22 protein-coding genes, 1 pseudogene and 1 riboswitch are annotated in these 19,394 nt (G+C 61.8%); of the genes and pseudogenes, 15 read left to right on the top strand and 8 right to left on the bottom strand.

The window, feature by feature from the left end; all coding sequences use genetic code 11:
- Positions 1-2: 2 nt before the first annotated feature.
- Both CXY77_RS19840 and CXY77_RS02975 read right to left on the bottom strand, forming a co-directional pair.
- Positions 3-467, bottom strand: a complete 465-nt coding sequence (locus tag CXY77_RS19840) for a Zn-ribbon domain-containing OB-fold protein (protein WP_140425468.1) — start codon at positions 465-467, stop codon at positions 3-5.
- A 5-nt stretch (positions 468-472) separates the two neighbouring features.
- Positions 473-1,666: a thiolase family protein gene (locus tag CXY77_RS02975; protein ID WP_140425467.1), complete on the bottom strand. Its 1,194-nt coding sequence runs from the start codon at positions 1,664-1,666 to the stop codon at positions 473-475.
- A 291-nt stretch (positions 1,667-1,957) separates the two neighbouring features.
- Between CXY77_RS02975 and CXY77_RS02970 the strand changes: the two genes are divergently transcribed.
- The 6 genes from CXY77_RS02970 (at position 1,958) to CXY77_RS02940 (ending at position 6,673) form a co-directional block, all read left to right on the top strand.
- Positions 1,958-2,344, top strand: a complete 387-nt coding sequence (locus CXY77_RS02970; RefSeq protein WP_199181863.1) for a metalloregulator ArsR/SmtB family transcription factor — start codon at positions 1,958-1,960, stop codon at positions 2,342-2,344.
- A 272-nt stretch (positions 2,345-2,616) separates the two neighbouring features.
- Complete coding sequence (locus CXY77_RS02965; protein WP_233197189.1) at positions 2,617-4,245, top strand: heavy metal translocating P-type ATPase; 1,629 nt, start codon at positions 2,617-2,619, stop codon at positions 4,243-4,245.
- Positions 4,246-4,507: 262 nt separating this feature from the next.
- Complete coding sequence (locus tag CXY77_RS02960) at positions 4,508-5,086, top strand: recombinase family protein (RefSeq protein ID WP_104129627.1); 579 nt, start codon at positions 4,508-4,510, stop codon at positions 5,084-5,086.
- Between the two features lie 163 nt (positions 5,087-5,249).
- Positions 5,250-5,663, top strand: coding sequence for a hypothetical protein (locus CXY77_RS02955; protein WP_140425466.1), 414 nt, complete (start codon positions 5,250-5,252; stop codon positions 5,661-5,663).
- 210 nt (positions 5,664-5,873) lie between these two features.
- Entirely contained in the window at positions 5,874-6,254 is a 381-nt protein-coding gene (locus CXY77_RS02945; protein ID WP_104129624.1) for a hypothetical protein, read from the top strand.
- A complete protein-coding gene (locus tag CXY77_RS02940) occupies positions 6,251-6,673 on the top strand; it encodes a hypothetical protein (RefSeq protein WP_104129623.1) in 423 nt (140 codons plus the stop codon). The genes CXY77_RS02945 and CXY77_RS02940 overlap by 4 nt, the downstream gene beginning before the upstream one ends.
- 710 nt (positions 6,674-7,383) lie before the next feature.
- Here CXY77_RS02940 and CXY77_RS02930 read toward each other — a convergent pair.
- Positions 7,384-8,091: a hypothetical protein gene (locus CXY77_RS02930; protein ID WP_104129621.1), complete on the bottom strand. Its 708-nt coding sequence runs from the start codon at positions 8,089-8,091 to the stop codon at positions 7,384-7,386.
- Positions 8,092-8,479: 388 nt separating this feature from the next.
- On the opposite strand from CXY77_RS02930, the gene CXY77_RS20510 reads away from it, so the two are divergent.
- The 4 genes and pseudogenes from CXY77_RS20510 to CXY77_RS02915 all read left to right on the top strand — a co-directional run bounded on the left by CXY77_RS20510 (position 8,480) and on the right by CXY77_RS02915 (position 10,113).
- Complete coding sequence (locus CXY77_RS20510) at positions 8,480-8,860, top strand: NINE protein (RefSeq protein ID WP_104129620.1); 381 nt, start codon at positions 8,480-8,482, stop codon at positions 8,858-8,860.
- Positions 8,857-8,967: pseudogene (locus tag CXY77_RS21005) on the top strand (DUF2510 domain-containing protein); the annotation flags it as partial. The gene CXY77_RS20510 and the pseudogene CXY77_RS21005, both read left to right, overlap by 4 nt.
- Before the next feature lie 204 nt (positions 8,968-9,171).
- Complete coding sequence (locus tag CXY77_RS20505) at positions 9,172-9,411, top strand: hypothetical protein (RefSeq protein ID WP_233197188.1); 240 nt, start codon at positions 9,172-9,174, stop codon at positions 9,409-9,411.
- 408 nt (positions 9,412-9,819) lie between these two features.
- On the top strand, positions 9,820-10,113 hold the full coding sequence (locus CXY77_RS02915; RefSeq protein ID WP_104129618.1) for a hypothetical protein: 294 nt from the start codon (positions 9,820-9,822) through the stop codon (positions 10,111-10,113).
- Positions 10,114-10,314: 201 nt separating this feature from the next.
- Here CXY77_RS02915 and CXY77_RS02910 read toward each other — a convergent pair whose 3' ends face one another.
- The 3 genes from CXY77_RS02910 to CXY77_RS02900 form a co-directional block, all read right to left on the bottom strand.
- The gene (locus tag CXY77_RS02910) at positions 10,315-10,863 is read right to left on the bottom strand and encodes a hypothetical protein (protein ID WP_104129617.1); all 549 of its coding nucleotides are present in this window, start codon (positions 10,861-10,863) and stop codon (positions 10,315-10,317) included.
- An 11-nt stretch (positions 10,864-10,874) separates the two neighbouring features.
- Entirely contained in the window at positions 10,875-11,903 is a 1,029-nt protein-coding gene (locus CXY77_RS02905; protein ID WP_104129616.1) for a hypothetical protein, read from the bottom strand.
- A 238-nt stretch (positions 11,904-12,141) separates the two neighbouring features.
- Complete coding sequence (locus CXY77_RS02900) at positions 12,142-12,786, bottom strand: uracil-DNA glycosylase (RefSeq protein WP_140425464.1); 645 nt, start codon at positions 12,784-12,786, stop codon at positions 12,142-12,144.
- A 358-nt stretch (positions 12,787-13,144) separates the two neighbouring features.
- On the opposite strand from CXY77_RS02900, the gene CXY77_RS02895 reads away from it, so the two are divergent.
- Positions 13,145-13,621: an HAD domain-containing protein gene (locus CXY77_RS02895; protein WP_104087776.1), complete on the top strand. Its 477-nt coding sequence runs from the start codon at positions 13,145-13,147 to the stop codon at positions 13,619-13,621.
- A gap of 4 nt (positions 13,622-13,625) precedes the next feature.
- Here CXY77_RS02895 and CXY77_RS02890 read toward each other — a convergent pair whose 3' ends face one another.
- The gene (locus CXY77_RS02890; RefSeq protein WP_092341947.1) at positions 13,626-13,949 is read right to left on the bottom strand and encodes a multidrug efflux SMR transporter; all 324 of its coding nucleotides are present in this window, start codon (positions 13,947-13,949) and stop codon (positions 13,626-13,628) included.
- Positions 13,950-13,960: 11 nt separating this feature from the next.
- A riboswitch (guanidine-III (ykkC-III) riboswitch) is annotated at positions 13,961-14,024 on the bottom strand.
- A gap of 31 nt (positions 14,025-14,055) precedes the next feature.
- On the opposite strand from CXY77_RS02890, the gene CXY77_RS20070 reads away from it, so the two are divergent.
- Positions 14,056-14,226: a hypothetical protein gene (locus CXY77_RS20070; protein ID WP_158252760.1), complete on the top strand. Its 171-nt coding sequence runs from the start codon at positions 14,056-14,058 to the stop codon at positions 14,224-14,226.
- Here CXY77_RS20070 and CXY77_RS02885 read toward each other — a convergent pair.
- Complete coding sequence (locus CXY77_RS02885) at positions 14,223-15,272, bottom strand: dipeptidase (RefSeq protein WP_092341948.1); 1,050 nt, start codon at positions 15,270-15,272, stop codon at positions 14,223-14,225. The genes CXY77_RS20070 and CXY77_RS02885 overlap by 4 nt on opposite strands.
- Positions 15,273-15,752: 480 nt before the next feature.
- On the opposite strand from CXY77_RS02885, the gene CXY77_RS02880 reads away from it, so the two are divergent.
- From CXY77_RS02880 to CXY77_RS02870, 3 genes are read left to right on the top strand one after another with little or no spacing between them, the layout of a single operon-like run.
- Positions 15,753-17,300, top strand: coding sequence for a sugar transferase (locus CXY77_RS02880; protein ID WP_104087778.1), 1,548 nt, complete (start codon positions 15,753-15,755; stop codon positions 17,298-17,300).
- Position 17,301: 1 nt separating this feature from the next.
- The gene (locus tag CXY77_RS02875) at positions 17,302-18,555 is read left to right on the top strand and encodes a DUF1972 domain-containing protein (protein WP_199181862.1); all 1,254 of its coding nucleotides are present in this window, start codon (positions 17,302-17,304) and stop codon (positions 18,553-18,555) included.
- Complete coding sequence (locus CXY77_RS02870; protein WP_104087779.1) at positions 18,552-19,325, top strand: CDP-alcohol phosphatidyltransferase family protein; 774 nt, start codon at positions 18,552-18,554, stop codon at positions 19,323-19,325. Before CXY77_RS02875 ends, CXY77_RS02870 begins: the two co-directional genes overlap by 4 nt.
- The last annotated feature ends 69 nt before the right edge of the window (positions 19,326-19,394 follow it).

Below are 19,394 nucleotides of genomic sequence, written 5' to 3'. Positions count from 1 at the left end.
CCTTAGTCGATGAGTTCGAAACGGGGCAGCGTCATATCCTCGCCCGGATGGTCCTCGAAGACGATGCGCACGCGTTGCCCAATGCCCGCGACAGCGCCCTCGGGCTGCTTACCCACGATCGTGGAGCTGATCACCGGACCTTCATCGAGTTCAACGAGCGCGTAGAAATAGGGAACGTCTTCTTTGAATCCAGCATGGAATGCGTATTCGTGGCGATTCATAGAGTAAATATGGCCATAGCCACTCGACGGCTTCCAACTCAGGTTCGCCGCGAACGGCTGATTCTCGTGGTTTACGCAATAGCACTTGGGCCAGTACGCCGCACCACACTCGTCGCAGGTCCACAACAGCAGCGCATGCCGCTTAAGCCCTTCCCAGAACTCGGCGCTGTCGGAGTCGATATTGGGGAATGGCTTTTGCCACTTCTTGTCATCGACGATTACGGTCGGCTCGCTTGAATTCGACACTGTGGTCACTCTCCCGTCAGAATCGTTGTGGTGTGGATCGAGCACAGGCTTGGCGAGACCAGCTCGCCGCCGTGTCCGGTGGACAGAGCGACATTGGCACCCTGGACCTGCCGATCGCCCGCCTGTCCGCGAATCTGCGCCACGGCCTCCGCGAAGCCGACTGCGTCACCCAGGTGCCAGTTCGAGAGCAGTCCCCCGCCCGTGTTCACGGCAATGCCGCCGCCGCCCGGCGCGGTCGCACCGGAGGCGACGAACGCGCCACCCTGGCCCTTCTCCGCCCATCCATAATCCTCAAGCTGCAGCAGCACCTCACCCGTGAAGCAGTCATAGAGCTGAGCAACATCGATATCGTCGAGCGCGATGCCGGCCTGCTGGAATGCGAGGTCCCGGGCTTTTGGCACCGCCATATGGGTGAGATTCTTCTTCTCCCACCAGAGGTCCTCGGCAACCTCGCCGAAGCCCTGACCCGAGACATACACCGGTTTCTGTTTAAGGTCCTTCGCGCGGTCCTCGGTAGTGAGCACGAACGCGATGGCACCGTCGGAGATCAGACTGCAGTCGAGGCGGTGGTAGGGCTCCACGACCCACGGGGAGTTCTGGTGGTCTTCGATCGTCATCGGGCGCCCGTTCATCTTCGCGGTCGGGTTGAGCCCGGCCCACTGACGCTGCGCCACTGCGATTGCACCGAGCTGCTCGCTGGTAGTGCCGTAAGTCGCCATGTGCTTGGCCGCCATCCAGCTGTGGTGACTCCCTGCGCGGAGGTCTCCCAAAGCCTTGCCCCAGTACCCCTCCTTCTCGGTGTGCTGCATGCCTCGATGACCTTGCTTCTTCGAAAGCTCCGCCTTCGACCAGTCATCGACGGCTGCGACACATACGATGTATTTCGCCAGCCCTCGGTCGAGGAAGCCGGTCGCCGCTGCGGTTGCCAGCCCTGCCAGCGCACCGCCGCGACCGATCGTGAAGTAGAAGGTCACCCCCTTCAGACCGAGCACCCGAGTGAAGGTATCGCTGTAGGTCGCGCGGTCTCCGCCACCGCCGGTGCGACGAAGGTCGATCGCTCCGTCGATATCCTCGATCCTCAGGCCGGCATCCAAGATGGCGAGCCGAGCGGCCTCACTGGCCATCATACGCTGGCTCGTACCCTGGGGCGGGTGGACCTCGCCCAGACCGACAACGGCAATCCTGTTTCTGTCAGCCAATCGCTGTTCCTCATTTCATCGTCACTGATGCTAAGAAGTTGGTCGTCCCCTTTGCTGGAAACGACCCAAATGTTTGACCTGAACTAATGATCAGTCCATTCGTTCCTTTGACTATAGCCGTCGGGGAATACGTCCGCAACTAGGTCTGTCAAGAATTCGGTGTATCTATTTCTTGTTGGGCGCGCGATGTTCGATGCCGAGATCTCATTCTCGAATGACGGCGGCCAGCAGGCGCAGGGCTTTCGGGCAGATGTAGTGGGCATTGAGTTGGTACCCCGCTAGAATCTACCTATGGATGCAGATAGGCAGATATACGGTCGGTTGTCCGAAAGCGACTTCATCGAACTCGCGGTGGAGATTTTCTCCATGCTGGCGGATGCGACCAGAGTGTGTCTGATTCTCGCACTCGAGGATGCGGGCGAGTTGGCAGTGAATCACCTCGCCGACATCGTCGACAAGACCCCGGCGTCAGTCTCTCAGCATCTGGCGAAGATGCGCCTGGCGCGCATCGTCTCGACCCGCCACGAGGGGACCAAGGTGTTCTACCGTCTGAACAACGAACACGCATCCCAACTTGTGCGAGACGCGATCTTCCAAGCAGAGCACGGCCTCGGAGGCGTACCCCGTCATCACCATCCCGGCCTCGTCGCGTCCACGGCGAAGGACCTCGGCGCATGACTGGCCTTCTTACCGGTGCGTCTCTTCGGACCGGCGGCCGTGTCCTCGCGAAGCCTCCGTCGATTCTCCGCACCGGCTCGCGCCTTCCCGAGGTTCGATGAGCGGGGCTGGCCCTTCTCCTTTTCTTAGTCGCCTGGCCGCTGCAACTCGCCGGCACTCCAGCACCGGCCTGGTGGACAATCTTCCTGGCCTGCTATCTCGCCGGCGGGTGGGAACCTGCTTGGGCTGGAATCACTGCCCTGCGGAATAAAGTCCTCGACGTCGACCTGCTCATGATCGTCGCAGCGATAGCTGCGGCGTCGATCGGTCAGGTCTTTGACGGCGCTCTCCTCATCGTCATCTTCGCCACCAGCGGAGCGATCGAGGCTCTTGTCACCCAACGGACTGCAGATTCCGTCACCAATCTCCTCTCCCTCGCCCCAGAACAGGCCACCCGCCTCACCCGGAACATCACTGGCGACGACCTCGAGGTCATCGACACGGCCGAGCTCCGCATTGGCGATCTGATCCCTGTCCGCCCGGGCGAGCGCATCGGCGGCGATGGTGTCGTCATGGAAGGCATCAGCGAGGTCGACCAGGCCGCGATGACCGGCGAATCCGTTCCCGTGAGGCGAACACCGGGCCAAGACGTCCTATTTGGAACAGTCAATGGCACCGGATCACTGACGGTGCGAATCACTAGCCCGGCCAGCGAATCAGTCGTCGCCCGCATGGTGTCCCTCGTAGCGGAGGCCTCTGAGACCAAATCAACACGAGCCCTGTTCGTGGAGCAGGTAGAGCAGCGATACTCCCTCGGTGTTGTGATCGCCGCCCTCATCGTCTTCGCGCTGCCCCTAGCTCTTAGGGAAGACTTCCGCGACTCGCTGCTTCGCGCGATTACCTTCATGATCGTCGCCTCACCCTGCGCTGTAGTCCTGTCAACGATGCCGCCCCTGCTGGCGGCAATCGCCAACGCCGCCCGCCACGGGATCCTAATCAAATCAGCCACGGTTATGGAATCCATGGGGCGGACTCAGCTGGTCGCCTTCGACAAGACGGGGACCCTCACCGAAGGCGCACCCGTCGTCACCAAAGTCACTCCTGCTGCAGACAGATCGACCGAGGACGTGCTTACTCTCGCCGCAGCGGTCGAGCAGCACAGCGAACACCCCCTGGGGGGTGCCGTTGTCCGCGCTGCCCGCGCGAACGTGATCCCCACAACAGGCTTCAGGGCACTCCCTGGACGCGGCGTCGAAGGAGTCATCGAGGGCCAGCTGGTGCGCGTAATTCAAGCCAGCGATGAGCATGAAGATACCATTGGTACCGTCGTCGAAGTATTCGTCGACGAACATCTCGCCGGGACAATCACCCTGGAAGATGCACTCCGCCCTGATGCAACGGCAACGGTCGCGCGCACCGGAGCTATCACCTCGCACCCGGTTCATCTGCTCACCGGCGACAACCGGCGCACAGCCGCCGACATTGCCTCACGGACAGGGATCACAGAGGTGCACTCGCGACTGCTCCCGACGGAGAAGGCAGCAACCGTGCGCAGGCTCGAAGACGACGGAATCCAGGTTCTCCTCGTTGGCGACGGCGTCAACGATGCCCCAGCCCTCGCCTCAGCAACCGTCGGCATCGCGATGGGTCGTCACGGCTCCGACCTTGCCCTCGAAACAGCCGACGCTGTCGTAATCCGCGATGACCTCTCGACTATCCCCAGTGCCATCGAACTTTCACGCACGGCCCACCGATTCATCGTGGCCAACCTCATAATCGCCGGAACGTTCATTGCAGTTCTAGTGTTCTGGGACCTCATCGCCACCCTGCCCCTGCCGCTCGCGGTAGCAGGCCACGAGGGCTCCACCGTAATCGTCGGCCTCAATGGGCTCCGCCTCCTTCGCGCGCGAGCCTGGCGCTGAAACTCTAAATGTGTGACTTTGGCCGCTCTTTGGCTGCACTCCTTGATCGCTTAGTGGCGCCGCGCCCCTACGCCATCGAGAGTGAATCGGGTCCTCAATTTCAGAAGTCGTCTGCGCAAATACCGGTACTCGTCCGCACGATCCCTATGTAGGCCGCCAGGTTGGGGTGTACCCCACTGAGCAGTTCCAGATCGCTCGAAAGTCGCGTCAATCAGGGTGGGTGTCCGATAGTGTTGGACAGAAGCGACGGGGGATCTTAAACATGACTGAACACAAAGGGCAAGTCGTTGGCTATGTACGCGTCAGCGCCGCCGACCAGAACGAAGCTCGGCAGTTTGAAGCGCTCGGCACGGTGGACAAAATGTTCTCGGAGAAGGTTTCGGGCAAGAATACCGAAGACCGAGCAAAGCTCCAGGAGATGCTCACCTACGTGCGTGACGGGGACAGAGTTCGGGTGAAGTCACCGGACCGTCTCGCGCGTTCGACGACTGATCTTCTCGCGCTCGTCGAACAGCTCAAGGCGAAGGGCGTCGCGCTGGAGTTCGTCGACAACCCCGCCCTGAACACGGATACTCCCCAGGGTGAGTTCATGCTCACGGTTCTTGCTGCCATCGCTCAGTTGGAGCGCAAGACCATCCGTGAACGGCAGGCAGAGGGCATCGCCATTGCTAAGCGGGACGGGAAGTACGAGAAAGCTCCGAAGCTCACCCCCGAGCAGGTCCAGCTAGCTCACGAGCGGATCGCTCAGGATGCGCCGAAGGCAAAGGTGGCGCGAGATCTCGGAGTATCGCGTCAAACGCTCTACGCAGCGCTCAATGGCTCCGGGAAGTACGCAAAGTAGGGCGGAGCCTGCGCATTGGCACCCGGTTGATACACTGCACCCGTGGCGTAGAAATCCATTGAGGGCCATGTCGCTGACCACGCTCCCGATGTACCTATCTCAGGGCCGAGAGCCGAGAATGCTGGCGTCACTAGAAGTAGGTTGAGGGGGGGGCTGAGCCTAGGTGATTGTCCAGCTTGCGTTGAAAGCCGCCCCTAAGATCGTGCATGCAGGGTGGAAGGTGCTCGTTCCCCTGGGTGTGGGCACCGCCGCTGCCCTGGGCGTGGAGGCAAAGGGCATTGTGGACACCGCGCAGGGGCGTAAAAGCCGCCAGGATGCGATGAAACGACTCAGCGAAGCGCTCGCCGATTGCGAAGCCCTGCGGGTGAAGACGGAACGAATTGCGCGTGAGTACGGAGAGCTCCAGATCCGCGTCCACAAAGAGACGGTCGGCCGTCTGGCCGACCGGCTCGAACGGAACGAGCACCTTGTCAAACGCCTCAACTTCAAGAAAGTCGACGGCGTGCGCATCCGCATTCCGAACATTCCCAAGTACGCCGCAACGTTGAGAGCGTCAGCACTGGGATCGGCGGGCTGATCGCTGCTGTGGGTGCTGGGGCCTCGGCACGGCGGCAGCCTTGTGGGGCGTGTCGGCGTTCGCATCCGCCGGCACTGGCACCGCGATCTCATCTCTGACCGGCGCCGCCGCTCAGAGTGCAACGCTCGCCTGGCTCGGAGGCGGCCCGCTCGCAGCGGGAGGCGGCGGGGTGGCGGCGGGGTGGCGGCAGGAGGTGCCGTCCTCGGCCTCGTGGCGATCGTCCCCGCCCTCCTTATCGGCGGCCTGACTATGGGCGTCGTAGGTGCTCGCACAAAAACCAAATCCCGCCACTTCACTGCCACTGCCAACATCGAGATTAAGCGGCTCGGCCTTGCGGGCGACATGCTTGGCGCCGTTGAGCGACGCATCGAAGAGCTGCGAGACCTGCTCGGTCGCATGAACGAGCGAGCGACTCACGCGCTCGACGCGCTTGACGGCCTGGAGTTCAACCCAGATCTCCACGCGCGCGAGTTCCTGCGCGCGTATCAGCTGGTCACCGCAGTCAAGGAAATCCTAAATACGCCGGTCCTCGACCCCGAGTCCGGGAAACTCACCGAGGCGTCCATCGAGATACTGAGGAAGTACGCATGAGCTCATCCAAGGCAGTCGGAGCACTTCTGCCGATGCCCAGCCCGGCCATGGTGGTTGACACCTTCAGGCTGGTTCTCGCCTCAGCCAACGAGTGGGTCACGGTCGTGGCGCAGGAACAGACCCGGCGCGAGGAAATCCGAGCGCGGGAGACGAGCCAGCTCGAGATTATCCAGGTTCAGAGGGACTTCCTCCTCACTGCCTTGGACAAGACATTCGACGAGCGCCGAGAGAACTTCCGGCGGCTCTTCGACAATCTTGACACGGCTCTGGTCTCGAATCGTGACGACTCCGCCGCCCAGGTCGCGGATCTCCTCGGCGCAATCACCGACCTTGCGAACACGAGCCCGTTCAAAGACCTGAAGAGCCCGACACAAGTCGTCCAGGAATTCCTGCGGAGCGGACGGGTGATCGAGCTCTAGAATCGGGGCCGAGAAAAGTTGGAATTGTTTACGCAGATCAACGCCCATAATTCGAACTGGCACACTAAAATCAAGTCGCTTGAGTACAGCACGCCGCGCAGTCCAGAGCCACTGATCAACAGGGCAACCTGTTGACCAATATTCGGGGGAATCTGCATGACCCCGTGTCCATGAACCGGGGTCAAGGCCAGATGCGCTACCCGAAAGGAAGAAGCGAATGACTAACTTGGGCGAAACGTTCCACGGCGTTTGCGACGAACATCCAAGATTCCTGCGCGGACACTTCGCGACGAGGTGGCAGGCCTATCATGACGCCGTATTGCACGCTCGCGGCAAAGGAAACCACGCTATTCGGATTGGTGGACGGTCGTACTCTGACCAGTCGATCGACGCCCTCGAGACAGAAACTCTTCATGAACGCGGATTCCTACAGAGCCTGAGAGACCCGATTCTTCAAACGTCGGGCAAGTTGGTACTTGAGGAGAACGAGCGCGAGAAGGTGGCAAGCATCGACCGGTTAGATCAGATCCGCGCGGAGTTGGAACGTCGAGGAAGCACCCCACGCAGAGGATACGAGCCGACGACGGACCCGCTTCCGAAGCTATGGAGATGATGCCCGTTACAAGGGCGCCAGTTCTGCCGGCGCCGTGGCGCGTTCGTTGGGGCTCGCTCGGAGGAGGTCGAAATCCGAGAAACGCGTCGACCAGCACCTACTCGTATATTTCGACCTGGCCATTGGATTCCAACTCGATCTGAGCGACACCTTCGTACAGTGTGATTTCACCCGTCGTGCACAAAGTCGTTCCGTGTGGGATGGGCTCCACGCCGCCGATGTCCCAGAGCACGATCTGGAATCGCCCGGTATCCGGATAGTCGCGCCCAAGATTCAGGAACACATCGTCGTCCGAGTTGCCGCTACCGGCAAGCGGTCCGCACACATGCTGAGTCGTGCCGGCGTAGTTGACAGCTTCGTTCCACGCGATCCCGCCCCCGGGCTGGTTCTCCACGGCGGAGGTGTCGACCGGCGACCCGGAAGTGCCGTCCGAGCAGAGGCCGTCTTCGCTGAGGAGTGCGATGGCCTCCCGTCCGATGTACTGGGTCAAGGAGTCGCAGGTGTCAGGGCCGGGCTGCTCCGCACTCCCCCTCATCGACGCATAGTCAGCGAAGACGCCGTATTCGGCGGAACAGTTACTGCTCAGCCAGTCGATCTCTGAATTGATGGCCCCGGCGGTGTCGTCTGTCCTTATTCGATCCACCACCGTCGCCAGAACATCGTCACAGGTAACCGACGGCTCGGACCGATTGGTGCTTCCGTTATAGCTGCTACAGCTCGTGAGCAGCAGGACGGTCAACGGTGCCGCGAGCAGAATCGGGAAGGCCCTGTCACGCATTCGCATAGCGCGGGCGAACGTCTTCATCGGATATGTGCCTTACGTTCGAGGCGGTGGGTTGAGGCCCTCCACGCTTGGTAAAAGGACACCAATGTGCTCAGGTTAGCGACCATGCAAGCCGAGCCGGCCCACCGGCTTCCCCCCAATTCAGGGATGACAGCAGTACGCAGCCGAACCTGCCAGACCACCGAATGGCTCTTCTTGTAGAGATCCGACTCATCACGATTCTCCAGGCACCGTGCAGGACCAGCGCCCTTTGCGATGTTGTCCTCGGAAGGTGTCCGACTCCATTTTCCCCGACCGTGGGTTCATTTCTATCGAGCCTCATGGCAGGTCTGCGAAGAACCTCCACTAGCCTGAGCACGAGATGATCTCGCGCCGCACTGCGGCGAGTGCCGAGGTCTAGGGGGCAACAATGACGAACGCTTCACCACCACCTGGCTGGTACCTTGATCCACGCGATGGAAGATTGAACCGGTGGTGGGATGGAAACACCTGGACCGAGCACTCGGCTCCCTCCTCACCGTCGATCGCCGTCCAGACGTCTGCAGGCAAGTCGATGCTGACCGCTTACTTGCTCGCAATCCTCCTCGGCGGATTCGGTGCCCACCGCTTCTACTTGGGCCGTCCCGTCTCCGCTTCGATTCTCCTGTGTGTGGCCCTCGTCGCGGTCATCACAGGGGCCATGAGTGATTCAGGGACCAGTCCCCTATTGGTGGTTGTGTGGATATGGACCATCGTCGACCTGTTCCTGATTCCGGGAATGGTTCGTTCGACTAGCACTCGGCGAGCATGACAAGTCCGTATCCCCCTCCACCACCTGGATGGTATCCAGACACGCAACCTGGACTTACGCGCTGGTGGGATGGCGTCCGATGGACTGACCATCGGCAAGCCGCGGTCACCGCACCCTCACACCCGCCGAATAAGGGGGCATCAGGATGCCTCATCGCATTTTTCGTACTAGTCGTGGTGCTCATTGCCGTTGCGGTAGCGGCCTGGATTGGAGTTGGCGCATCAACGGGTGGGCCGGTGGCTGACCAGAAGGATGAGCGGTTTCAAGTCATTTACCGCGCAGGCGGCTCCGCATCTGGAGGGTCAATCACAATGTCCACGCCAAGCGGTATTGAACAACATGATGTCTCTCTCCCGCTGCGATCTACCGACGGTGAGACCGGAATCCGTCTCACCGTGGGCAAGGGTGAGTTCCTCTCCATCATGATTCAGAATCGGGCCGACACCGGCACCGTGACGTGCGAGATCGTCGTGGACGGAGCCACCGTCGCGCAGAACACGACGAGCGCTGCGTATGGGATAGCGAGCTGTGATTACGGGATCCCCTATTGATTCCGCCGCATCCCGGCAAAGCAATGTCGCTGACGAAGGGGGTTAACTCGCGAGTCTCGGAACCTGTCCACGGTCCGTGTACGAGCGGGCTCGTCAGAGATGAGCGGATCGAAATCCAATCGCGCGCCGAAGCGATGCAGCAGCTGAGGAATCCGCCGCCCTAGTCATCGAACTCCGCACCGCATTTGAGGCCCTCGAGCAGCGAGCGGCCACCTTGGAGCAGGATCTGGCCATCGCGAGCGAAGACACAGCACGGGCAACCGAAGAGATCGCCACCCAGACAGGCCAGGTCGCCGCACTAGGCGCCGAGAACACCGCCATGACAGCACAGCTCGTCGAGGCCCGGGAGATCGCACAACGACCGCAACGGCCAAGGACGAGGCCCTGGCGGCCTCGAGGGACGCGGCCGTGCGTGCGGACACCGCCACTGCGCGCGCCGACCGAGCCGAGACAGAGGCTGCGAGCACTCGCGGCCAGCTTGACCAGGTCCGGACCGAGCGCGAGAGTGCTCGTGCGGAGGCGCTCGTGCTCACCGGACAGCTGGCCACTGCAGTAAGCGAACGTGACAGTTCCACGGCCGAGACCACGCGGGAGCGTACTTACGCGGAGCAGCGCGTCACTGACATGCGCGCCGCCTATGAGCAGCAGATCGCCCTACTGCGCGCCGACCATGACCAGTTGCGCACGGGTGGACGCCAATAACGTACCAGCACGGAAACACGGGCGGCCAAGCACTCCATGCGGCGGATGGCCACCCGACCCTTTCCCCCAAGCAATTCCTCGCTGGGAGGGCGCGTCGCCCCGGCCTACATCGCGAGTAGGTCCGCATCGAAGGGGCGAGGTCGCATCGGGGCAGCACCGTCTCGTACGGGGAACCGCAAGGGGCTCCGTCAGACGGAATTCCTAACTGCTCTTTGAGCCATCGAGCCCGGGGTCAACCCGGTTCATCTGCAGATAGGCGCTATACAACGCGGGTACAGCGGAGAAGAAGAGGATCAGCGAAAGTGTCGAACCTGCCCAGGTAGCAGCTGCGAAGACCCCGACGACGTGACCTTCCTCATCTGGTGCGATGCTCGTGCCGACGACCAGAATTGCTGCTGTCGTGGCGCTGACGAGGGTTGCCCCGAGCAGCCTTGTCACTGCGATGTCGACAAGGTCGCGCTCGGGTGCTTCTGCGGCACCAAGAGTGCTGTGCCGAGCATCCAGAACTTGACGTACTGAAGAGAGATGGGTGAATGCGGCCAAGAACCCACCGGCAAAGATCGCAATTCCAGCGATTAGTCCGTCTGAAGAGACGATGTCCCAGCTGAAGTAGAGGCTGCAGAAGACGATCGCAGAGAGCAGCAACCCCAGAATTACGAGCTTCGTCCAGAATGTGAATGAAGAGCGCGATCTGAATCGGGAGACCTTGAACTGACCACGGATAAGTGCCGTGAGGCTCATGAAACCCATGTAGCACCGCCTTAGATGTTCAGGGGAATCCTTAAGCTCGCTTCCAGCTTACGGATCCTCGATTCAGCTTTTGTTCGAATCTCGGAGGCCGTCGGTCGTTCCCCGACCTTGACCGGATAAATGAAGACGTCCCCAACATTGCTTGGACGGATCGTCTGAGTTCTACCCTGAGCATCATCGTAGGAGAGACTGCCGTCATCGAAGAGTGCGGCATCAATATCGAACCCAACGAGGCTTGCAAGCTGTTCTACAGGACTACCCGTGGGTGGTGCATCGTAATTGTCAGGTACCTGAATCTTGGCCCATCCAAGGACCATCGCCTTCACCGCGCCTAGCTTCCCAGCAGGTAGCCCGTTCCTCCTGAGGACCACCTTGCCGGTTCCCCGGGGCTGGCCCTTCGCCGCGGTGTGCCGCTCGAGCTGAAAAGCCAGGCCGTTGCCTTGCGTCAGGACCTCTTCAAGTCTTTCCGCATCGCCAATGGGGTTGCTCGCGAGCCGCCACCATTGGTCGTTATCACCATTCTGATTGGAGAAAGCACTCTCAAAAGAGAGTACGCCAATGAGTTTCATGAGCTGGCTGCCGGCAGATGTCCGCGATCGCACTTCCGAGACCAGTACGGCTTCGCTGCCAGTCGTGGGGAGATAGAGGGAGACGTGAAACGGGTTGGTTGACGCTTTGTCTTCCAGGCCCACGTCTTCACTTGAATCAGCCGCAATTGCGAGGTCGTGACTCCCCTGTCTCCCGACTCGAATCACGAAATCGATCCGAGAACTATTGATTGTCATCCGCTCAACACGCAGGGTAGGGATCGACCCACCCTCGTTGATGACCTCCTGATCTGCTTCAGAAGGCACATACTTCAGGTCTCCGACGCGAGTCACCCCGACGATACGGCTGCGCATTGATTCGAGCGTTTGGACGAATGTCTCGCCCTGTTGCGTTTCCAGCTTTGTGGTGGCGAAGTCCTGGCCTTGCCTGGTCCGCCCGTGGTTAAGGGTCACCCGATCCAAGCGGAAGCCAAACATTGTCTTGTTAGACATACACCCTCACCAAAGCGTCATTGAGTGGATCACCTTGAGCATATCGTCACGTGGTGGCGTAGAGAGGCGACCGATGACACCACCGCGACGTTCATCGAGTCGACGCTCAACGTCGAACATGTTTCCTACTAGGAGCGCAAGCGTTAGCCCCGATGGGCTTGATCGAGGTCCGTCGAGTTGCGCGACGAACGCGCGATGTCCCAAACGCAGGTGCGACGCTCTCGCTGTCACACGTTGGCTAATTCAGTTCCCAGATGCTGAGCGCGTCAACGGTCTGAGAGTGAAATAGCAGGGAGCCACCGTGGCTAGGGTGGCGGACCACTATCGCCGGGCTGGTATGAGAGGCGTGGCGGATTTCGGGGATCTTGTGTCCTAGAAGTCGTTCGACCCGGCCCTCGGCCTTCCTCCCGACGCAAACGATGCGACGCCCCGCAATAGCCAAACGGAGGGCAGCCATGCCGGTATCCAGCTCGGCGGACTTGGGAGTCCGATTGGAGCGAGGCTTGCCCGGATTATGCGGATGGAGCGGGAACGCATTCCAAAGAAGCGTGCGTTCTTCCATCCCGACGCTCGCAAGCAAACTGTGCACGGCAGTGGCACTTGGCTCCTTGCTGCCGCGGAGACCCACCGCGGCGGCTGAGGTGAACGGCACCCCGGACTGCCGAGCCCCCTGCCAGCCCGCGGCCTCGCCGACGAGCACGAGGTCGCCGGCTTCCACCGCACTGAGGTGCTCGTACAGACGCTCCCGTCGTTCCGCGGCTGTCGAGAGGAAATTCCCCTTGAGATCACTATCGTCAAGGTAGAAGTTGGTAGCTACCAGCGTCGAGGGCATTGCCAGAACTGCATCTGCGAGGCCGAGTGACACTGGCGGTGTTGTGGTCATGGGATCAGCATAAGGGCCGAGTGCGCGCGACTGAGACTGCCGTCGAACCCCGCATCTATCCCGCAAATTCAGTGACAGCCAGTGAAAGCCGGTAACAGCGGAAAACGGCTGTGATCAGGGAGGATCGAAGAAGCTGGCACTCCGCAGTAACCCCTGAAAGAGCCGTACTCTTACTCGAAAGGTCACCGGATCGACGCCGGTCGGGGCCACCACCGCCACTCCCTAGGAAACTCACTTGTGAGTAACTCGGGGAGTGGCCTTTTTTTATGCTCGCCACTCTCACTCGACAACTTTGGGGGGTGTGGCGGGGTCGCAACCGCTCAAAGTTGTCCAGTGAGCGGCCAGCTAGGCTCGAATGATGACCACGCGCACCGTTCTGATCCTGCTCGACGTCGACGACGTGCTCAACCCGCGGGTCGTCAACCAGAGGCTTGTGCTCGATCCACCCCGCGCAGAACTGGTGCGGCGGCTGGCCAAACTCGGATCCATCGTGTGGGCTACCACCTGGTCGCCGACACACACGTTTCACCTGACCCGGGATCTTGGCTTATCGTCGGACACCGAGGGCATCGCTTTTCCGCGCAATCTGAACTTCGACCCGTCAGCGCCCGCACCCACCGCGAAGCTGCACTGGGTCGCCCGCTGGCTGGCCAGGCAGGATCCGCAGCCCGACGCGGTGATCTGGATCGACGATATCCTGCGCCACGATGCCGTCGGCTGGGCCGACGCGCAGGCGCGGCCCACACTCCTGGTGCAGCCCGAGATGGACATCGGGCTCACGGCCGCGCACGTCGACGATGTGCGGCACTTCATCGAGGGCCTCGCTTCGTCCTGAGTGTTCAGTGCGCGCCGTCGACGAGCTTGAGCCCGACGATGCAGCCGATCAGGCCGAGCAGCAGGGCGATCTTCAGCCAGGACACGCTCGCATCCCCCGTGACCATCGCCCAGGTGACCGTGAGTGCCGCTCCGATGCCGACCCAGACGGCATAAGCCGTGCCGATCGGAATCTCCCGCATCGCCCAGGCCAGGCCGGTCATGCTGAGCGCGAGTGCCCCGCCGAAGATGACGGTCGGCCACAACTTGGTGAACCCCTCGGATTTACCAAGCGCCGTCGCCCAGACCGCTTCCAGAACTCCGGACACAATAAGCAGAATCCACGACATGACTAATACTCCTCGGCCAGTCTTGTCTTGTGCCGGGTACTGATCCGTCGTCCGGGGCCGCGCATCGCGACCTGCTTCGACCTTAGGCACAACCACTGTGCAAACGATGTGCAGAACCGCGTCCCGCCTCGAAACGGATGCCGCGGCATCCGTTTCGCGCGCCCGTCTGCTGCGCAGGCTGTCGTTTTCTGCTCGCGCGAGTGGCCGGCCAGCAGCGCAAGCAATCAGCGACAGCTGTTGCATCATTGCACCGCGCAGCCGCGGCTACGGCGGCTAGGCCACGAACGCCCGGTAGGCCGCATCGTTTGCGCGCAGTACGCGCAGCACGTTCTCGGAGCCGAGCTTGGCGAGTTCGGCGTCGGTCCAGCCGCGCCGCTCGAGCTCGGTGAACAGGTTGGGGTAGTCCGCCACGGTGGCGAGCCCGACTGGCATGTCCGGGCAGCCGTCGAAGTCGCCACCGAGACCGATGTGATCGACTCCGGCCACGCTTCGGGCGTGCTCCACATGGTCAGCAACGTGCGCCACGGTGATCTGCGGCTTCTCCGCCACCGAACCGTTGTCTTCCCAGCGTCGATAGTCGGCCGAGATGAAGGCCGGCACGAAGGTGATCATCTGAACGCCGCCGTTGGCGGCGAGCTGACTGAGAATCGCATCGGGCACGTTGCGAGGGTGCGGGTTCAGGGCATAGCACGAAGAATGGCTGAAGAGAACGGGGAGCGTTGAGGCATCGAGGGCGTCCTGCATGGTGGCAGCCGAAACATGGGACAGGTCGACCATCATTCCGATGCGGTTCATCTCGGCGATGACGACCCGGCCACGCTCGTTGATGCCGTCGTGGGTCACCTCGCCGGCAGCCGCGTCGGCCCACTCGGTTGACGAGTTCCAGGTGAGCGTCATATAACGCACGCCCAACCGGGCGTACTCGCGCAGTACCGCGAGAGAGTTGTTCATCTGGTTGCCGCCCTCAACCCCGAGGAGCGATGCAATTTTTCCGCCGTGCCGTGCACGCTCAACGTCGTCGGCGGTGACGGCCCGCTCGAAATCGTCGGGGTAGGCGGCAATCAGGCGGTGAATAAAGTCGATCTGCTCCAGCGTCGCCTGCACCGAATCGGTGCCCTCAAGGTCGGTGTGCACCCACACCGACCAGAACTGCCCCTGCACACCTCCGCGCCGTAATTTGGGGACATCCGTTTGCAAATGATTGCGGGCAGAATCCTGCTCGGAGTCCAGCCCGGCAACGGAATAGTCTCTATGCTCGCGGCATGCCCAGGCGAGGTCGTTATGCCCGTCAATAACGTCAAATTTCGGTTTTCTTACGGTCATGTGAACTCTTCCCGGCAATCGGTGCGAAATACCAGCCTAGGACCCTCACCATCGGGCATTTAATGCGCTCGAGCCGGTTTGCCCCCTGGCAGTGCCTGCCTGATTTCTACCCGCAATTCCGGGCCTGACAGGGACGTCGGCCGCTCTCAGGGTGAACACGCCCAAATAGGTCCCCCCATACAGGGCATTTTGACCCCCATTGAGGTTACAGCGCCGCCGACTTGAAACGGGGTAGTCTCTGCCAGTAAGTTGCTGAGAAAGAATCATCTTCATCCGCCGCGCCCCATCGAACGACAAGTGCCAGCATCGCCGCCTTGTCACTATGACCACCTGTTCCTGTAAACCCGACTGCAGGGAATGAAAACGTGACATTTATTCCACCCCGCCGAACCACCCCCAGAACCCGCGACACGCGCCCTCGCACCACAACCACGACGACACCCGGCACCACTTCCAGTTCGATCGCAGGGGGAATGACGCATGAGTGAATCAGATTCGCCCGCCTCTTTCCCGCAATCCCTGCCCCTTCGGCGTACCGCCAAACTCCGACTCGTTGACCAGACAGCGTCCGCGCCGGCCGACATCGCGGTGGACACCCCCTCGTCAGGGCTGATTTGGGCTCGGCGGTACCGCACCAAGCTGCGACTGACCGATGTCGTAGTCATTATTCTCGCGGTCGGTAGCGCACTGGTCTTTCGGTTCGGCGTGGACGGCATTCCGGCCGTTCCTGGATCGTTCAGCGCCAACTACTGGCTCGTGTCGCTGCTCATCGTGGCGACCTGGCTCACAACCCTCGAGCTCTTCCATACCAGGGACTCCCGCGTCGTGGGTGTTGGAGCGAGCGAGTACAAACAGGTCATCAACGCCAGCGCCGTGACCTTCGGCATGCTGGCCATCGTTTTTCTGATCGTTCACATCGATATCGCCCGGCTCTATTTCGTGCTGGCGCTTCCTATCGGAATTGTTGCGCTCGTTCTCGAACGGTGGCTGTGGCGCAAGTGGCTGCTGCACCAGCGCAGGTTCGGCCACTACCTCTCCCGCGTGATCGTCGTCGGCAATCGCGACGACGTGGAATACGTGGTCAGCCAGATCGACACCAAGTCCGGAGCCGCGTACTACATCGTCGGCGCAGCTCTGGAAGACGGCATTGGTGACGAGATCTCGGCCGGCGAACGCATAGTGCCGATCGTGTCCGATTTCGAGCATGTCGCCGCGGCGGCCGCTGCCATGGGCGTCGACACGGTCATCGTTGCTGGGCAGCCCAGCGGCGGCAGTTCCTACATTCGCAACCTGGGTTGGGACCTCGAGGGCACCTCCGCGGAGCTTGTTCTGTCGAGCCGGCTAACGGATGTCGCTGGTCCCCGCATCCACTTTCGTCCGGTCGACGGCCTCCCGCTGATCCATGTCGAAATCCCCCGGTTCGAGGGGGGCCGCCACGCCCTCAAGCGCACTCTGGACATCGTAACGACGGCTGCCGCGATCGTGTTCTTGCTGCCCGTGCTCGCCGTGATCGCCGTACTCATCAAACTCGACAGCCCGGGCCCGGTCCTCTTTCGGCAGGAACGGTGCGGCCGCAACGGACAGACCTTCCGCATGATCAAATTCCGCTCGATGGTGCAGACCGCTGAGGACGACCTGGCTGGCCTGCTCGACCAGAACGAGGCATCCGGGGTGCTGTTCAAGATTCGCAATGACCCTCGGATCACCAAGATCGGCCGCGTGCTGCGCAAGTACTCGCTCGATGAGCTGCCTCAGCTGTGGAATATCTTCGTTGGCGAGATGAGCTTGGTCGGGCCACGCCCGCCGCTGCCCGAAGAAGTTCAGGTCTACGAAACCCACGTGCACCGCCGCCTGTACATCAAGCCCGGCCTGACCGGCATGTGGCAGGTCAACGGGCGATCCAATCTCAGCTGGGAAGACAGCGTCCGGCTCGACCTGTACTACGTCGAGAACTGGTCCCTGACCGGCGACCTGATGATCATTTGGCGCACCTTTAAGACCGTCATTCAACCAGTAGGGGCATATTGACATGACCGCGGGCATCGAACACACTGCGCCCACCAGCCACCGGCGTCTGAGCATCGCAATGATCGGTACCCGAGGCGTTCCCGCAGCCTACGGCGGTTTTGAAACCGCCGTCGAGGAGATTGGTCGGCGACTCGTTGACCGCGGCCACGACGTGACCGTCTATTGTCGCCGCACGACCCAGCCGGTGCCGAAAGAGTACCTCGGCATGAAACTGGTCGAGCTGCCGGCGCTGCGCCACAAGATTCTCGAGACCCTGAGCCACACCGGGTTGTCGGTTCTGCACGCGACCCTGCACCGTCCGGCCGATGTCGCGTTCGTGTTCAATGCCGCCAACGCTCCGTTCGTTCCGCTGCTGCGCCTGCGCGGCATCCCGAGCGTCGTGCACGTCGACGGACTCGAATGGAAGCGCGACAAATGGGGCGGCGCCGGTCGCCGCTACTACCGCTGGGCCGAGGAAGTCTCGGTGCGCGAAGCGGATGCCCTCATCGCCGACGCGCAGGGAATCGTCGACTACTACTGGGACGAGTTTTCCATCCCGACCGAACTGATCTCCTACGGCACCCGAATTCTGCACGACACCCCGACTGATCGGCTCGCCGAACTCGGACTCCGCCCCGGCGGCTACCACCTCGTCGTCGCCCGGTTTGAACCGGAAAACCACGTCGACATCATTGTCGAGGGATATCGCGCGAGCGACGCGCGCCTCCCGCTGGTTGTCGTTGGCTCAGCGCCCTACGCGGCCGTCCACACCAACCGCATCAGTGACTTGGCCACATCCGATTCCCGCATTCGCATGCTGGGCAGTGTGTGGGACCAGAATCAGCTGGACCAGCTCTATACGCACGCCGCCACCTACGTGCACGGCCACTCGGTGGGCGGTACGAATCCGTCGCTGCTGCGGGCGATGGGTGCCGGAACCAAGGTCATCGCGTGGGACGTCGTGTTCAATCGTGAGGTCCTCGGCAGCGATGGCGCCTACTTCTCGCGGGCCGATTCTCTCAGTGGCCTGATCGAAGATTCCGAGCTGAACCCCGAGCAGGTCGCCGCGGTCGCGGCGGCGCTGCAACAGCGGGCCGAGCAGTTGTACAACTGGGACAGCGTCGCGGCCAGCTACGAAAGACTCGCTCGGCGGGTGGCCGTAGGCTACAGCACCCATCACCAGAGCAGCGGCCGGGCTGGAGTCTCAACGTGGAGCCTTCCCGACGGCATGAAACGCCAACCGTCAACCGCACCGTCCAGGGGGATCACCTCATGACCAGTACCCCGGCCCACGCCACTGCCTCGACGGAAACGTACTTTGACACCGTGCGTCGTTTGTCGTCCGCCCAGAAGACGGCGGCCCGCGGTGCCCCGCCCTACTCCGTCTATGTCAACCGCCGGGTTGGTCGCTACCTCGCGGCGGGCGCGTTTCGCTTAGGCCTGACTCCGAACAACGTCACGGCGATCAGTGCCGGCTTCACGTTCTGCGCGATCGGGCTGCTCGCGATCGGTGAGCCCAGTTGGTGGCTTGGACTCGTCGTGTGGCTGTTGCTGGCCATCGGGTACGCCTTCGACTCGGCCGACGGCCAAGTCGCGCGTCTGCGTGGTGGAGGCTCCCCCTCGGGCGAATGGCTCGACCACGTCGTTGACTCCATCAAGATCTCAACGCTGCACCTCGCGGTGCTCATCACGATGTTCACGCACTTTCCTCTGTCGAGCTCGATCTCGCTGCTCGTGCCGATCGGGTTTGCGGCCGTGGCCGCCGTGTCGTTCTTCGCCATGATCCTGAACGATCTGCTCAAAGCCAAGCACGCGCCAACGGCCGCCCTCTCCACTGCCCCCCGCACCGTGGTGCGGTCGCTTCTTGGTCTTCCCACCGACTACGGTGTGCTTTGCCTCTCCTTCGTGCTGCTGGGCGCTCCGTTGGCCTTTTTCGGCTTGTATACCCTTCTCTTTGTCGCCAACGCGCTGTATCTCGCACTGGCGCTGGGTAAATGGTTTCGCGACATGACAGCGCTGGGTCGAGTGGACGTCGCGCGACCGTAGTCAGGCATCCGCTGCCCTCAGGCGCCAGCTCTGCCGTGTGCCCCCTTCTGGGGATGCTCCCTCCCGCAT

This window comes from Cryobacterium sp. N21 (assembly GCF_002929575.1).
Classification (GTDB): domain Bacteria; phylum Actinomycetota; class Actinomycetes; order Actinomycetales; family Microbacteriaceae; genus Cryobacterium; species Cryobacterium flavum.
Note: the sequence above shows the minus strand (reverse complement) of the source record. Positions and strands in the feature narration are given on the sequence as shown.

Coding starts and splice junctions, on each gene's coding strand:
- CXY77_RS02970 (WP_199181863.1), top strand. CDS start 1,958: ATGGATGCAGATAGGCAGATATACGGTCGGTTGTCCGAAAGCGACTTC.
- CXY77_RS02965 (WP_233197189.1), top strand. CDS start 2,617: ATGATCGTCGCAGCGATAGCTGCGGCGTCGATCGGTCAGGTCTTTGAC.
- CXY77_RS02960 (WP_104129627.1), top strand. CDS start 4,508: ATGACTGAACACAAAGGGCAAGTCGTTGGCTATGTACGCGTCAGCGCC.
- CXY77_RS02940 (WP_104129623.1), top strand. CDS start 6,251: ATGAGCTCATCCAAGGCAGTCGGAGCACTTCTGCCGATGCCCAGCCCG.
- CXY77_RS02930 (WP_104129621.1), bottom strand. CDS start 8,091: ATGAAGACGTTCGCCCGCGCTATGCGAATGCGTGACAGGGCCTTCCCG.
- CXY77_RS20510 (WP_104129620.1), top strand. CDS start 8,480: ATGACGAACGCTTCACCACCACCTGGCTGGTACCTTGATCCACGCGAT.
- CXY77_RS20505 (WP_233197188.1), top strand. CDS start 9,172: ATGTCCACGCCAAGCGGTATTGAACAACATGATGTCTCTCTCCCGCTG.
- CXY77_RS02910 (WP_104129617.1), bottom strand. CDS start 10,863: ATGGGTTTCATGAGCCTCACGGCACTTATCCGTGGTCAGTTCAAGGTC.
- CXY77_RS02905 (WP_104129616.1), bottom strand. CDS start 11,903: ATGTCTAACAAGACAATGTTTGGCTTCCGCTTGGATCGGGTGACCCTT.
- CXY77_RS02900 (WP_140425464.1), bottom strand. CDS start 12,786: ATGACCACAACACCGCCAGTGTCACTCGGCCTCGCAGATGCAGTTCTG.
- CXY77_RS02895 (WP_104087776.1), top strand. CDS start 13,145: ATGACCACGCGCACCGTTCTGATCCTGCTCGACGTCGACGACGTGCTC.
- CXY77_RS02890 (WP_092341947.1), bottom strand. CDS start 13,949: ATGTCGTGGATTCTGCTTATTGTGTCCGGAGTTCTGGAAGCGGTCTGG.
- CXY77_RS20070 (WP_158252760.1), top strand. CDS start 14,056: ATGTGCAGAACCGCGTCCCGCCTCGAAACGGATGCCGCGGCATCCGTT.
- CXY77_RS02885 (WP_092341948.1), bottom strand. CDS start 15,272: ATGACCGTAAGAAAACCGAAATTTGACGTTATTGACGGGCATAACGAC.
- CXY77_RS02880 (WP_104087778.1), top strand. CDS start 15,753: ATGAGTGAATCAGATTCGCCCGCCTCTTTCCCGCAATCCCTGCCCCTT.
- CXY77_RS02875 (WP_199181862.1), top strand. CDS start 17,302: ATGACCGCGGGCATCGAACACACTGCGCCCACCAGCCACCGGCGTCTG.
- CXY77_RS02870 (WP_104087779.1), top strand. CDS start 18,552: ATGACCAGTACCCCGGCCCACGCCACTGCCTCGACGGAAACGTACTTT.